Source organism: Paenimyroides aestuarii (assembly GCF_024628805.1).
GTDB classification, from domain to species: Bacteria; Bacteroidota; Bacteroidia; order Flavobacteriales; family Flavobacteriaceae; genus Flavobacterium; species Flavobacterium aestuarii_A.
Window position 1 is genome coordinate 1,306,011 of the sequence record NZ_CP102382.1, and the last position, 13,802, is coordinate 1,319,812.

At 36.4% G+C, this 13,802-nt stretch carries 12 protein-coding genes; 9 read left to right on the forward strand and 3 right to left on the reverse strand.

The window, feature by feature from the left end:
• The first annotated feature begins 22 nt into the window (after positions 1–22).
• The 6 genes from NPX36_RS06165 to NPX36_RS06190 all read left to right on the forward strand — a co-directional run bounded on the left by NPX36_RS06165 (position 23) and on the right by NPX36_RS06190 (position 6,750).
• The gene (locus NPX36_RS06165; protein WP_397376466.1) at positions 23–886 is read left to right on the forward strand and encodes a ChaN family lipoprotein; all 864 of its coding nucleotides are present in this window, start codon (positions 23–25) and stop codon (positions 884–886) included.
• A gap of 140 nt (positions 887–1,026) precedes the next feature.
• Positions 1,027–1,869: a succinate dehydrogenase cytochrome b subunit gene (locus NPX36_RS06170; protein WP_257500541.1), complete on the forward strand. Its 843-nt coding sequence runs from the start codon at positions 1,027–1,029 to the stop codon at positions 1,867–1,869.
• A 20-nt stretch (positions 1,870–1,889) separates the two neighbouring features.
• Positions 1,890–3,890: a fumarate reductase/succinate dehydrogenase flavoprotein subunit gene (locus tag NPX36_RS06175; protein WP_257500542.1), complete on the forward strand. Its 2,001-nt coding sequence runs from the start codon at positions 1,890–1,892 to the stop codon at positions 3,888–3,890.
• A gap of 63 nt (positions 3,891–3,953) precedes the next feature.
• Positions 3,954–4,697, forward strand: a complete 744-nt coding sequence (locus NPX36_RS06180) for a succinate dehydrogenase/fumarate reductase iron-sulfur subunit (protein WP_257500543.1) — start codon at positions 3,954–3,956, stop codon at positions 4,695–4,697.
• A 103-nt stretch (positions 4,698–4,800) separates the two neighbouring features.
• Complete coding sequence (locus NPX36_RS06185) at positions 4,801–5,568, forward strand: nitrilase family protein (RefSeq protein WP_257500544.1); 768 nt, start codon at positions 4,801–4,803, stop codon at positions 5,566–5,568.
• Positions 5,569–5,658: 90 nt separating this feature from the next.
• Positions 5,659–6,750 (forward strand): AOC03_06830 family ribosome hibernation factor, encoded by a 1,092-nt coding sequence (locus tag NPX36_RS06190; RefSeq protein ID WP_257500545.1) that lies wholly within the window; start codon positions 5,659–5,661, stop codon positions 6,748–6,750.
• 65 nt (positions 6,751–6,815) lie between these two features.
• Here NPX36_RS06190 and NPX36_RS06195 read toward each other — a convergent pair whose 3' ends face one another.
• Together NPX36_RS06195 and NPX36_RS06200 are read right to left on the reverse strand one after the other, a co-directional pair.
• Positions 6,816–8,420, reverse strand: a complete 1,605-nt coding sequence (locus NPX36_RS06195) for an Ig-like domain-containing protein (protein ID WP_257500546.1) — start codon at positions 8,418–8,420, stop codon at positions 6,816–6,818.
• A 45-nt stretch (positions 8,421–8,465) separates the two neighbouring features.
• Positions 8,466–9,152 (reverse strand): ComF family protein, encoded by a 687-nt coding sequence (locus NPX36_RS06200; protein ID WP_257500547.1) that lies wholly within the window; start codon positions 9,150–9,152, stop codon positions 8,466–8,468.
• 108 nt (positions 9,153–9,260) lie between these two features.
• Between NPX36_RS06200 and NPX36_RS06205 the strand changes: the two genes are divergently transcribed.
• Positions 9,261–10,805, forward strand: a complete 1,545-nt coding sequence (locus NPX36_RS06205) for a glycine--tRNA ligase (RefSeq protein WP_257500548.1) — start codon at positions 9,261–9,263, stop codon at positions 10,803–10,805.
• Between the two features lie 215 nt (positions 10,806–11,020).
• On the opposite strand, the gene NPX36_RS06210 is transcribed toward NPX36_RS06205, so the two are convergent.
• The gene (locus NPX36_RS06210; RefSeq protein ID WP_257500549.1) at positions 11,021–11,845 is read right to left on the reverse strand and encodes a universal stress protein; all 825 of its coding nucleotides are present in this window, start codon (positions 11,843–11,845) and stop codon (positions 11,021–11,023) included.
• Positions 11,846–12,019: 174 nt separating this feature from the next.
• Here NPX36_RS06210 and rimP point away from each other — a divergent pair, with 174 nt between their 5' ends.
• Together rimP and nusA are read left to right on the forward strand one after the other, a co-directional pair.
• Positions 12,020–12,487: a ribosome assembly cofactor RimP gene (gene rimP, locus NPX36_RS06215; protein WP_257500550.1), complete on the forward strand. Its 468-nt coding sequence runs from the start codon at positions 12,020–12,022 to the stop codon at positions 12,485–12,487.
• A gap of 18 nt (positions 12,488–12,505) precedes the next feature.
• Positions 12,506–13,750 (forward strand): transcription termination factor NusA, encoded by a 1,245-nt coding sequence (gene nusA / locus NPX36_RS06220; protein WP_257500551.1) that lies wholly within the window; start codon positions 12,506–12,508, stop codon positions 13,748–13,750.
• Positions 13,751–13,802 lie beyond the last annotated feature (52 nt).

Here is a 13,802-nt window from a genome sequence, read left to right on the forward strand (position 1 = left end):
AAATCATTTGTAAATTATGTATATTAAAAAAATTCTTTCCATCGCTGCAATTTTATTTGTTGCAACCATAAACGCCCAAGTGCAACCTTACAAGATATTCTCTTCAGAAGGAAAAGAAGTATCTTTCAAAAAAATGAGTAAAAAACTTCAAAAAGCAGATGTGGTTTTGTTTGGCGAATTGCACAACAATACCATTGCGCATTATTTGCAAGTAAAAGTGGCAAAAAGTTTACATGCCGATAAATCTAAAAAATTAATCATTGGCGCTGAAATGTTTGAACGCGATCAGGCAGAAATTCTTAAAAATTATGTAGAAGGAAAGCTTGATGAAGAAGCGTTTGAAAAACAAATGCGTTTGTGGAATAATTATAAAACCGATTACAAACCGCTGTTGAATTTCGCTAAAGAAAATAAAATTAAGTACATCGCAACAAATATTCCGCGCCGCTATGCCAGCATGGTTTTCAAAAAAGGAGCAGAAGCTTTGGATACGTTGTCAGCAGAAGAAAAATCGTGGATAGCGCCTTTGCCTTTTCCGTATGATAAAAATCTGCCTGGCTACGTTAAAATGCTAAAAATGTTTGATGACAGCATGCATGCAAACGAAAATTTCCCAAAATCACAAGCCATAAAAGATGCAACAATGGCTCATTTCTTATTGCAAGAAAGTAAAGCAAACACTGTTTTTTTGCATTTAAACGGATCATATCACAGCGATTATTTTGAAGGAATTGGATGGTATATCAATCAATACAATCCCAACAAAAAAGTACTAACAATTAGCGTAGTAGAACAAGAAAATATAGAAAAGGTAGATAAAGAGCATCTCAAAAAAGCAGATTTTATTGTTGTGGTAGATGCTGATATGCCCAAAACCTACGAATAGCAACCTTTTCACACAAACGTCAAAATTGTTTAAATTGATTATAAATAGTAAAATTAAACAATTAACATGTTTTTTGTTTTTATAAATAGCTGTATTTTTGTGTGATTTTTTAAGAAGAAAACAACTAGTAACATTACATTATGGCAAAATCTGCACTATTAAAGTCGTCTATCGGTAAAAAATACTGGATGGCTCTTACAGGGTTATTTTTATGCTTGTTTTTGGTGGGTCACTTAGCAGGTAACTTGCAATTGATTTTTGGAACCGATTTACAGTTCAATCAATATGCATACTTTATGACTACAAATCCGGCGGTAAAAATTTTATCTTACGTAACGTATTTTTCAATTTTATTCCACGCGATTGATGGTATCATGCTAACCATCCAAAACAAAAAGGCTCGTCCAATTGGATATGTAAAAAACAATGCAGCAGCAAATAGTACATGGCAATCTAGAAACATGGCGGTTTTAGGAACATTATTACTTGTTTTTATTGCCACGCACATGGTAAATTTCTGGGCAAAAATGCATTTTTCTGAAATGCCTTTACAACAACAAACCGTTTCGCAAACCGTGCCAATGACCGGTCAAAAAATGGAAGTGGTGGTTTACAATACTACAAACGGTGGATTTGTTGCACAACAGCAAGTAGAAGGCGGTGAATTTGAAGTTAGAAACAACAAAGAATTCTACATTAAAGATACCGATGTAAAGTTTGCCGAAGGTTACAAAGATTTATACAAAATCACCATCGATTTTTTCAAAGATCCTTCTTATGGATTAATCTTTACCTTGTTTTATGTGTTTTCAATGGCAGTTTTGGCCTTTCACTTATTACACGGATTTGCAAGTGCATTTCAGTCATTAGGAGCGAACAATCCTAAATACAACGGATTAATTAACGGTTTAGGTAAATTTTTTGCAATCATTGTTCCTTTATTGTTTGCAATTATTCCAATTTACATTCACTTCATTAAATAATCATATAAAGAAGATTGATTATGGCATTAGATAATAAAATTCCTCAAGGTCCTATTTCATCAAAATGGACTGATTATAAAAATCATATTAAATTAGTAAACCCGGCTAACAAAAGAAATATTGACGTTATTATCGTTGGTACAGGTTTAGCAGGTGGTTCTGCTGCAGCAACATTAGCCGAATTAGGCTACAACGTAAAAGCATTTTGCTACCAAGATTCACCTCGTCGTGCACACTCTATTGCTGCACAAGGTGGTATCAACGCCGCAAAAAATTATGCAGGTGATGGCGACTCTATTTACCGTTTGTTTTACGATACCGTAAAAGGAGGAGATTACCGTGCGCGCGAAGCAAATGTGCATCGTTTGGCAGAGGTTTCTGTAAACATTATTGATCAATGTGTGGCGCAAGGTGTGCCGTTGGCTCGTGAATACGGTGGTTTGTTAGACAATCGTTCATTTGGTGGAACACAAGTTTCACGTACATTCTACGCTAAAGGACAAACTGGGCAGCAATTATTGTTAGGTGCTTACTCTGCAATGAACCGCCAAATTGGCCGTGGAAAAATAAAAATGTACAACCGTCACGAAATGCTTGATTTGGTAATCGTGAATGGAAAAGCCCGCGGAATCATTGCTCGTAACTTGGTTACTGGCGAAATAGAGCGTCATTCTGCACACGCAGTGGTGATTGCAACAGGTGGCTACGGAAACGTTTTCTACCTTTCTACCAACGCAATGGGATCAAACGTAACAGCAGCTTGGAAGGCACACAAACGTGGAGCTTACTTTGCAAATCCTTGTTACACGCAAATTCACCCAACATGTATCCCGGTTACAGGTGATCATCAGTCAAAATTAACGTTGATGTCTGAATCATTACGTAACGACGGTCGTATCTGGGTTCCTAAAAAATTAGAAGATGCACAAGCAATTCGCGAAGGAAAATTAAAACCAACTCAAATTGCTGAAGAAGATAGAGATTATTACTTAGAGCGTCGCTACCCATCATTCGGAAACTTAGTACCTCGCGACGTAGCTTCGCGTGCGGCTAAAGAACGTTGCGATGCAGGTTTTGGTGTAAATGCTACTGGTGAAGCGGTTTATTTAGATTTTGCCGCTGCAATTGAGCGTTACGGAAAAGAACAAGCACGTATTCACAATTTAGACGAAAACGATGCAAAATTGGTGTATGATTTAGGACAAAAAGTAGTAGAAAACAAATACGGAAACCTATTCCAAATGTACTACAAGATTGTTGATGAAGATCCATACAAAACTCCAATGATGATTTATCCAGCAGTTCACTATACAATGGGCGGTGTTTGGGTTGATTACAACTTAATGACAACTGTAGAAGGATGTTACTGTATTGGTGAAGCAAACTTCTCTGACCACGGTGCCAACCGTTTAGGAGCTTCGGCTTTAATGCAAGGTTTGGCAGACGGATACTTTGTATTGCCTTACACCATTGGCGATTATTTAGCAGATGACATTCGTACAGGAAAAATTTCTACCGATTTACCTGAATTCGTAGAAGCAGAAAACAATGTACGTGCTATGATTGATCATTTTATGAACAATAAAGGAACACATTCGGTTGACTACTTCCACAAAAAATTAGGAAAAATTATGTGGAACAAAGTAGGTATGGCTCGTAATGAAAAAGGACTAAACGAAGCAATGGAAGAAATTGCCGCACTTCGTGAAGATTTCTATAAAAACGTGAAGGTATCAGGTATTGCAGAATCATTCAACCAAGAATTAGAAAAAGCATTACGCGTTGCCGATTTCTTAGAATTGGGCGAATTATTTGCAAAAGATGCATTACACCGCGAAGAATCATGTGGAGGTCACTTCCGTGAAGAGCACCAATCTGCAGAAGGAGAAGCAGAACGCGATGACGCAAACTTTTCGTATGTGGCAGCTTGGGAATACAAAGGAAATCCGCGCGAAGCAGTGCTTCACAAAGAACCTTTAGTATATGAAAACATTAAAATGGTAACTCGTAGTTATAAATAATATTGGAGTAACGATGAAAGATTTAGGTCTTTTATCGTACTCTATTGTAAAAATTCGAATCAGATGAATCTTACATTAAAAATTTGGCGTCAAAAAAACGCAAAAGATAAAGGTCAAATGGTCGATTATAAAATCGGCGGTATTGAACCTGATATGTCATTCCTTGAAATGCTAGACGTTTTAAACAACGAATTAGTTGAAAAAGGAGATGATCCTGTAGCTTTTGATCACGATTGTCGTGAGGGTATTTGCGGTATGTGTTCATTATTTATCAATGGAGAAGCACACGGTCCCGATCGTGGCGTAACAACATGCCAATTACACATGCGTAAGTTTAAAGATGGCGATACTATTTATATCGAGCCATTCCGTGCTAAAGCATTTCCTGTAATTAAGGATTTAGTGGTTGATCGCGGTTCTTTTGACCGTATTCAGCATGCAGGTGGTTTCGTATCTGTAAATACATCAGGAAACACGCAAGATGCCAACGCATTACCTATTCGTAAAGACAATGCAGACAAAGCATTCGATGCTGCTACATGTATTGGATGTGGTGCATGTGTGGCAAGTTGTAAAAACTCATCGGCAATGTTGTTTGTTTCTGCCAAAGTTTCGCAGTTTGCTTTACTGCCACAAGGTCGCGTTGAAGCAACAGAACGTGTATTAAACATGGTGGAAGCGATGGATAACGAAGGTTTTGGTAACTGTACAAACACCGGAGCTTGTGAAGTAGAATGCCCTAAAGGAATTTCTTTAGAAAACATTGCACGTATGAACCGTGAATACTTATCTGCATCTATAAAATAATTAAATAATAAATGTTTTAATACGAAATCCGGACTTTATAGTTCGGATTTTTTTATTTTACACTTACGATTGTTTAACTTACAAAATAGCTGTATCTTTAAGTATGAAAACAGCCGTACTACAATTTGATACCATTTGGGAAGACAAACAAACCAATTTAAACTTTGTGCAGACTGAAATTTTAAGTATGCCAACAGATATTGATTTAATAGTACTCCCTGAAATGTTTACTACTGGGTTTACCATGAAACCTGAACATGTGGCCGAAGAGGAGCAAGGAACCACATTCCAAACCCTTCAAAAATTAGCCATGAGCAAGCAAACTGCCATCACCGGTAGTTGGGTGATTAAAGAAAACAACAAGTACTACAATCGTTTGTTTTTTGTTTTCCCCGATGGATCTTATAAAACTTACAATAAATGCCATTTGTTTACCCTTGCGGGAGAAGAAAAGGTTTACACGGCAGGAAATGAAAAATTAATTGTATCCTACAAAGGTTGGAACATTTGTTTGTTGGTTTGTTATGACCTGCGTTTTCCTATATTTTCGAGAATCGTTGGTGAAAATTATGATATATTGGTTTATGTAGCATCATGGCCCGACCGCAGAATCAATGCTTGGGATGCCTTGCTGAAAGCTCGTGCTATTGAAAACATGAGTTATGTGGTGGCAGTAAACCGTTGCGGAACCGATCCGGAAGGAGTGTACTATTCTGGGCATTCACAAATCATTGATTGTATGGGAAATATGGTGGTAGAGCCATTTGAAGATCAATATACAAAAACAGCAATTCTTGAAAAAGAATCTTTGCAAAAAGCGAGAGTAAAATTTGCTTTTTTAAATGATGCCGACAAATTTGAAATGAAATAAAGCATTATGCTTTAAAATATATATTTGATTTTCAATATTTTAATTGAATGATAATGTGTGCTTAAAAAGAATTTCGTAAATTTAGGATAAATGAAAAATTATAAGCCTATGGAAACGAAATTGAAACAATTAAGAAATGTGCATGCAGAAAATTGTGTAACCATTCTTCTAAACACCCACAGAACATTCCCTGAAAATGAACAAGATCCGTTGGTTCTTAAAAACTTAATCAAAGAAGCGGAACGCAAATTACTCGAAATTGCTCCTAAAAAACAAGTGGATGAATTAGTCGATCGCATACATGATTTGGCAAATAGTGTTGATCACAGGCAAAACCTAGAAAGTTTGATATTGTTTGTAAACCACCAAACAGCAGAATTTATAAGGTTGCCCATTGATGTAGAAGACCGTGTAGCGGTAGGAAACCGATTTGCCATGCGCGATTTAATCCGGAACATACACCACCAAGTGAACTATTATGTGTTGGTGTTAAGCAAAGAAGACGCCCGATTAATAGAAGCATCAAACGATAAAGTTGTTAAAGAATGGGACGCACCGTTCCCGTTTGAAAATGTGCTTTTGCAAACATCAAACAATGCCGAACCTTCCGATGCTGGTAAAATAGATAATCTTATTGCCGAATTTTTTAACCAGGTGGACAAAGCGGTAAACGATGTGCAGAAAGAAAATGCATTGCCGGTATTAATTTCAACCGATGAACCAAACTATCACGAGTATTTAAAAATAGCAGATAAACCGCAAATAATTGTTCCAAAAGTGTTGGTTAGAAGCAGAGCTTCTGAAAGTGCTCATGCTATTGTAGAAGATGCTTGGGAGCTCATGGAGCAATATGTTTCCGAGCAAAATGAAAAGCGAAAGGCTGATTTGCAAAAGGCAGTTTCATCTAACCGCTTCATAAGCGATACAAATGAAATTTACCGTGCCATTAAAGAAGGCCGAGTGCAAACCTTATACATCGAAAAAAACTTATTTCAACCAGCGCTCATTGTTGATGATCAAATTACATACATTTCAAACGATACACAAGAAAACACCAATGTAGTTGATGATCTTTATGACGAATTAATTGATTTGAATAGCAGTTTTGGAGGAGATGTGGTTTTTCTTCCCAAAGAAAGTCTCACTGAATTTAATGGTTTTGCTGCCTTAACCAGATATTAATTTTTAAAAAGAGCAGTGCAACAAGCAAAAAGCCCCAAAAGTTAAAAACTATTTGGGGCTTTATTTTATGGAAGAATCAATGTCTCGTTTAATTCCCAATTGGCTCGTATGTCAAATTCTTTTTGAAAGTTAATAACCTTTTCGGGTTGGCGTTTTTCAAGGTAGTTTCCGGTGTCCCATTTTTTGTTGCCATTGGCATCTTCAATAATTCGCACAAAATATTTATCGGGTTCAATGGCTCGAAATTCAATCGAGCTTTCTTCGGTTATATAAAGGTAATCGTACAACTTTTCATCTTTGGTTAACAGTTCAAAAATAATAGGATAGTTGACTGTTCCCGAAAGTGTAAAAGCAATATTGCCATAATCGGTTAATTTTCCAGTTTGAAAACGTTGCGCCATTTCGGTTTTTAAAGCATTATCATAGAAATCAGTAACGCTGTTTGGTTTTAAAAACACCGTATATTTTTCATCTTCCACCTTATCAAACAAAATTTGTATGGCATTGTTTAAACTATCGGTTTTAATCGAAAAGGGCATCTGAAGCGAATCTTTGCCTATCACCTGAATTAAATCCTTTGAAATGTTTTTAAAAGGTGTGTTGGTGGTAAACGAAATCGTATCTCTAAATTGAATAGTTCCTGTTTTAGTGAATTTTATCTGAAGTGTATCAATTGGTTTCACGGTTCGCTGCGTTACGGTATGTGTTTTTTCATAAATGCCCGATTTGAATTGAAACTGCAACGAGTCATATTTTTCTAGTGGAGTATAAATATAAAGAGAATCTTTTCCGGGCACTTTGTTAAAACGCGAGGCAATGGTGCGGTTGTTACCTTTTACCGCCACTTCTAAGTTTTTTGTATCGCCCTCATAAGCCGCCAACCATTTGTTTTGGCTCACCATCGACGGTCGATAGGCAGTGGTTTGCTTTACTTCTGAAAACAATTTTAAATGATACACACTGTCTGTTGGTAAGGTGATGGGCGTTGGATAAAAACCTATTTTATCTGATTTAGGGTCGAACTTATAATTGCTGTTTTTTTCTTGCAGAGCAATAAGATAATAACTGCCACTTTTCAAGTTTTCCAAATCGGCTTGGGAAACACTGTCTTTTGCATTGGCCACATACAAAGGTTTCTTTTTATAAATAGTAGAATCGGTAAATCCTTCTTTTTCGTATAGAAGAACATTCACCAAACCTTTTGATTTTCGGTTGTAAGCATCTTCAAAAGTAGTAGCAAGTTTTAACGAATCGATATAATCTCCAGTAGAAAAAACATATTTATAATTCGTGTACGGATTCCCTTCGTTATTGTCTTGGATACTTTCGCCAAAATTAAAACTATAGGTGGTGTTTGGTTTTAAAGTATCAAAAATCTTGATTTTAATAAATTTGCTGGGATAGCCCATCGGAGTAATTTCGGGCTGTGTGTCCATTGGTGGCGAAATAATCAACTGTTGGTTTACTTTGTTCAGCTTCACATATTCGTCAAAATTAATTTGAATGATTTTTTCTTTAAAATGCGTGCTGAAATTATCGGGCGAAGAGGATAAAATCACCGGAGGCAACGAATCTTGCGGACCGCCGCTAATGGTTCCGCGTTTTGCGCAATTGGTAAAAAGCACCAATGTTAGTATCGAAAAAAAACAAAAATATCGTAGCAATTTCATGTACTTAAATTTACCCTGCAAAGTAACTATTTTTATTTGATTTTTTCAGCGTGTATATGCCATTGTTAGAATGCTTATTTTATGGTTGGAATTTTGCAGTATGGTTTTTCCCGCATTTTGCAAAGTTGCTCCGGTGGTCATTACATCATCAACCAACAAAAGATGCAACTGTTCTAAGCGATGATATTTTGGGTTCACCTTAAATTCGGCTTTCTTTTTAGCGCGCTGAAAAATATTTTTCTTGGTTTGTGTTTTGCTTTTAGTGGTTTTAATCAAAAAATCTTTGTAAAACGGAATGTTTAGTTGTTTGCTTAATGCGGTTCCAAAAACCGTTAATTGATTATAACCGCGTTTGCGTTCTTTCGTTTTATGCAAAGGAATGCACACAATAGCCTGAACTTCATTAAAAATGCTTTGATTTTTTAGCTGTTTTAAAGCCAATTGCGCCATAAAAAAGCCAATGGATTGTTTGTTTCTGTATTTTAATTCGTGAAGCAGTTTTTGAGTAATGCTTTCTTGCGAAAAATATAAAACCGCCGCGCAATGTTCCACCAACAGTTTGCCATAAAACCTGCGTTTCATTTCGTTGGAACTAGAAACACTCGCCGGAACCAAAGACAAATGCAACAAACAAGAAGGACACAAAATATCGGTTTGCTTCTGCAAAACAGCATCACAACCATAACAAAGTTGCGGATAAAATAAACCAAAAACATCGATAATTGCCCACATTACCAACAAGTTTATGTACCTTTGCGTTAAAATACGATAAAAAACAATTGTGTTCAACGAATTGTTGCACAAATTTTTAATAAACTTCAATTTTACTATTTTTGCACTATGGCAAAACAAGAAGACATTTTTAAAAATGTAATTTCGCACGCAAAAGAATACGGATACATTTTTCCGTCGAGCGAAATTTACGATGGATTAAGTGCTGTGTATGATTATGCACAAAACGGAGTAGAGTTAAAAAAGAATATTCGCGAGTACTGGTGGAAATCAATGGTACAAATGCACGAAAATATTGTGGGGATTGATGCCTCGATCTTTATGCATCCCACCACATGGAAAGCTTCTGGGCACGTAGATGCCTTTAACGATCCGTTGATTGATAACAAAGATTCCAAAAAAAGATACCGTGCCGATGTGTTGATCGAAGACTATTGCGAGAAATTATGGCAGAAGGCTCAAAAAGAAATCGAAAAAGCAAAAGGGCGTTTTGGCGATGCTTTTAACGAGGAAGAATTCATCACAACCAATCCGCGTGTGGTGGAGTATCTTTCCAAAAAGAAAACCATTTTAGAACGCATGGCAGCTGGATTAGATTCAGGTAATTTAGAAGATGTAAAAGCCTTGATTGAAGAATTGGGAATTGCCGATCCGGAAACAGGTTCTAAAAACTGGACCGATGTACGCCAATTCAATTTAATGTTCGGCACCAAATTAGGTGCTTCTGCTGATACGGCGATGGATTTGTATTTGCGTCCCGAAACAGCACAAGGAATTTTTGTGAACTTTCTGAACGTGCAAAAAACCGGACGTATGAAAATTCCGTTTGGAATTGCACAAACCGGTAAAGCGTTTCGCAACGAAATTGTAGCGCGCCAATTCATTTTCCGTATGCGCGAGTTTGAACAAATGGAAATGCAGTTTTTCGTAAAACCAGGCGAAGAAATGCAACACTATGACTATTGGAAAGAAACCCGCTTAAAATGGCATTTGTCATTGGGCTTAGGAAACGAAAACTACCGTTTTCACGACCATGAAAAATTAGCACATTATGCCAATGCAGCAACCGATATTGAATTTAATTTTCCATTCGGATTTAAAGAATTAGAAGGAATACATTCGCGTACCGATTTCGATTTAAAAGCACACGAACAACATTCGGGCAAAAAGTTGCAGTTTTTTGACAATGAAACCAATTCGTCTTATGTGCCGTATGTAGTAGAAACATCGGTAGGACTAGATCGCATGTTTTTGGCAGTTTTCTCAAAAGCTTTGCAAGAAGAAACTTTGGAAGACGGATCCACGCGTACCGTTTTAAAACTACCAAGTGTTTTAGCACCAACCAAAGCAGCAGTTTTACCGTTAGTGAAAAAAGACGGTTTACCAGAAGTTGCCCGCGAAATTATTGAAGAATTAAAGTGGGATTTCAATGTGGCTTATGATGAAAAAGATGCTGTTGGTCGTCGTTACCGCCGCCAAGATGCCTTGGGAACGCCGTTTTGCATCACGGTTGACCACCAAACATTAGAAGACAAAACTGTAACCATTCGCCACCGCGATACCATGCAGCAAGACCGTGTGGCAATTGCTGAATTGCGAAACATTATCAACGAAGAAGTTTCTATGCGCAATTGGTTGCAGAAAATGAAATAAGATTTTATACAAGAACAAAAAAAGCTAAAATGAATTTTTAGCTTTTTTTGTTTTCTGTAATACTACAACTTTGCCAAAGTTTGGAACTTTGGCAAAGATTAAAAACATTCAGAGCAACTCATTTGTTTTGGTTGTTCAAGGTGTTTATACTGCATTTGTGATGAATTAACACATTGATAATTAATAGTTTGTGTTGGTTTTTATATTTCGTGATATTACAATTTAAAAGTAATGATCGATCTTGGCGAATGGTTCATTAAATCTTCGCTGATGCTTCCGTTCAATAATCGTGCAAAGCCTTTTCTGCCGTGGGTTCCCATTGCAATTAAGTCGGCATTTGTACGTTCGGCAAAATTTAAAATTCCTTTTTCGATATCTATATCGTTATAAATCGAGAACTCATAATTCTCTAAATCGAATTGTTTTAGAAAGTCGTGCGCCATTTCTTCGGCCACATGGGTTGGTTTAAAATTGTTCGGCGTATTCACCATCAAAAAGTGCGGAGTAGAACCATTCAACTTTAAGAAATCAATAATTTTTTGAAAACCTGCAGTAGATTCTTCTGTAAAATCGTTTGCAAAAATTACTTTGTCGAAACTAATTTCGGTATCATTTCCTTTAATTGCCAACACGGGGATATCTGATGTACGAATAACTTTTTCCGTGTTCGATCCAATAAAAAATTCTTTAAAACCACTTGCACCGTGTGAGCCCATCACAATTAAATCAATATTGTTGGCTTTTGCCACTTCGGTGACTTCACTAAAAGTGCGGCCCAATTTTAAAATTTGTGAAACATTTAAACCGTTTAATTCTTCAGAAAGCGATGTTTGCGTAAGTTTTGTTTCGGCATGTTCTTTAAAAAACATAATTTCGGGCAAATCGTAGCCAGGCTGAATCATATCCATGGTTTCATGTGGCAAATCAATGATATGTAATAAAATAATTTCAGCGTTCGACTTTCTTGCGATTCCAACAGCTGCCTTTAAGGCAATAGCCGCTTGTTCAGAAAAATCGGTGGGAACTAAAATCTTTTTCATTTTGGTAAGTTATTAGGGTTAATAAATCGTTTTCTTCAATTTATAAATATACTTAAAATATCAATAAATAAGAAAAAAATGAATAACTTAAATAAAATTTGTATATTTGCAAGGTTATTTATTGTTAAACTAAATAATGAGGGGACGTAATTGTCCCCTCTTTTTATACAAAACATGGATTTTAAAAGCAAAGTAAACGATTTATTAGAACAAGGTTTGGCAGCACATCCAGAGCTTTTTTTAATAGATTTTTCTATTTCGGCAGATTATAAAATTTCGGTGGTGATTGATGGCGATAACGGTGTGAATTTGCAAGACTGTATCGATGTAAGCCGCAGTATAGAACATAATTTAGACCGTGAAGAACAGGATTTTTCGTTAGAAGTAGCATCGGCAGGTGCCACAGCACCATTGAAATTTCCACGCCAGTATAAAAAAAACATCGGAAGAACATTGGAAATAACCACCGATGACGACAAAAAAATAGAAGCTAAGTTGATGAATGCCAACGAAGAAGCAGTACAATTAGAGTGGAAAGCACGCGAGCCTAAAAAAATAGGTAAGGGTAAAGAAACCGTTGTTAAAACCGCTGAAATTCCGTACATTAGCATCAAAAAAGCAGTAGTAGTTATATCATTTTAAAAAAATATAGATAATTTCATGGATAATATTGCATTAATTGATTCGTTCTCTGAATTTAAAGATTTTAAACATATAGACAGAGTTACCCTTATGGCAATTTTAGAAGATGTTTTTAGAAATGCATTGAAAAAAAGATTTGGGTCAGACGATAATTTCGACATCATCATCAACCCCGACAAAGGAGATATGGAGATTTGGAGAAACCGAATTGTTGTTGCCGATGGAGAAGTTGAAGACGAAAATTCAGAAATATCTTTAAAAGAAGCACAGAAAATTGAACCCGATTTTGAGGTGGGTGAAGAGGTTTCAGAAGAAGTAAAATTGTTTCAATTGGGTCGCCGTGCTATTTTAGCATTACGCCAAAACCTTATTACCAAAATTCAAGAACACGACAGCACCAACCTTTACAAGCAATTTAAAGACATGGTGAACGAAGTGTATGTGGCCGAAGTAAGCCATGTGCGCCCAAAAGCAGTGATATTGATCGATGAAAATAACAAAGAAATTATTTTGCCAAAAGAGAAGCAAATCCCATCGGATTATTTCAAAAAAGGCGAAACAGTAAAAGGAATCATCGAAAGCGTAGAGTTGAAAGGCAACAAGCCGCAAATCATCATGAGCAGAACTTCGGAATTGTTTCTTGAAAAATTATTTGAGCAAGAAATTCCCGAAATTGCAGACGGTATCATCACCATTCACAAAGTAGTGCGCATACCAGGCGAAAAAGCAAAAGTAGCAGTTGATAGCTATAATGAAAACATTGATGCAGTGGGTGCATGTGTGGGCGTTAAAGGTTCACGTATCCACGGAATTGTGCGCGAATTAGGAAACGAAAATATCGATGTAATCAGTTACACCAACAACGCAGAATTGTATATTCAACGTGCATTAAGCCCGGCAAGAATAAACAATATATCAATAAACGAGCAAACAAAACGCGCCAATGTATTGTTAGATATCAGCGAAGTTTCAAAGGCAATTGGTAAAGGCGGTCAGAACATAAAATTGGCAAGTTTGTTAACAGGTTACGAAATAGATGTAATTAGAGAAGGAACACAAGTTTTAGAAGAAGATGATGTGGAATTACGCGAGTTTTCTGATGAAATTGACGCATGGGTTATCGATGAATTCATTAAAATTGGTTTAGATACTGCAAAAAGCGTATTAAAACATAGCGTGGTAGAATTGGTTCGCAGAACCGATTTAGAAGAAGAAACCGTAGAAGAAGTTTTAAACATCTTAAGCGCTGAATTTGAAGACTAACTAAACACACAAACAACAACACAACGCACAAAAAATATACTAAAAGGATCGT

Excerpts from the sequence above, each read along its gene's own strand:
- rimP (WP_257500550.1), top strand. The coding sequence starts at position 12,020 with ATGGATTTTAAAAGCAAAGTAAACGATTTATTAGAACAAGGTTTGGCA.
- NPX36_RS06190 (WP_257500545.1), top strand. The coding sequence starts at position 5,659 with ATGAAAAATTATAAGCCTATGGAAACGAAATTGAAACAATTAAGAAAT.
- NPX36_RS06195 (WP_257500546.1), bottom strand. The coding sequence starts at position 8,420 with ATGAAATTGCTACGATATTTTTGTTTTTTTTCGATACTAACATTGGTG.
- NPX36_RS06185 (WP_257500544.1), top strand. The coding sequence starts at position 4,801 with ATGAAAACAGCCGTACTACAATTTGATACCATTTGGGAAGACAAACAA.
- NPX36_RS06200 (WP_257500547.1), bottom strand. The coding sequence starts at position 9,152 with ATGTGGGCAATTATCGATGTTTTTGGTTTATTTTATCCGCAACTTTGT.
- NPX36_RS06180 (WP_257500543.1), top strand. The coding sequence starts at position 3,954 with ATGAATCTTACATTAAAAATTTGGCGTCAAAAAAACGCAAAAGATAAA.
- NPX36_RS06170 (WP_257500541.1), top strand. The coding sequence starts at position 1,027 with ATGGCAAAATCTGCACTATTAAAGTCGTCTATCGGTAAAAAATACTGG.
- NPX36_RS06205 (WP_257500548.1), top strand. The coding sequence starts at position 9,261 with ATGGCAAAACAAGAAGACATTTTTAAAAATGTAATTTCGCACGCAAAA.
- NPX36_RS06210 (WP_257500549.1), bottom strand. The coding sequence starts at position 11,845 with ATGAAAAAGATTTTAGTTCCCACCGATTTTTCTGAACAAGCGGCTATT.
- nusA (WP_257500551.1), top strand. The coding sequence starts at position 12,506 with ATGGATAATATTGCATTAATTGATTCGTTCTCTGAATTTAAAGATTTT.
- NPX36_RS06175 (WP_257500542.1), top strand. The coding sequence starts at position 1,890 with ATGGCATTAGATAATAAAATTCCTCAAGGTCCTATTTCATCAAAATGG.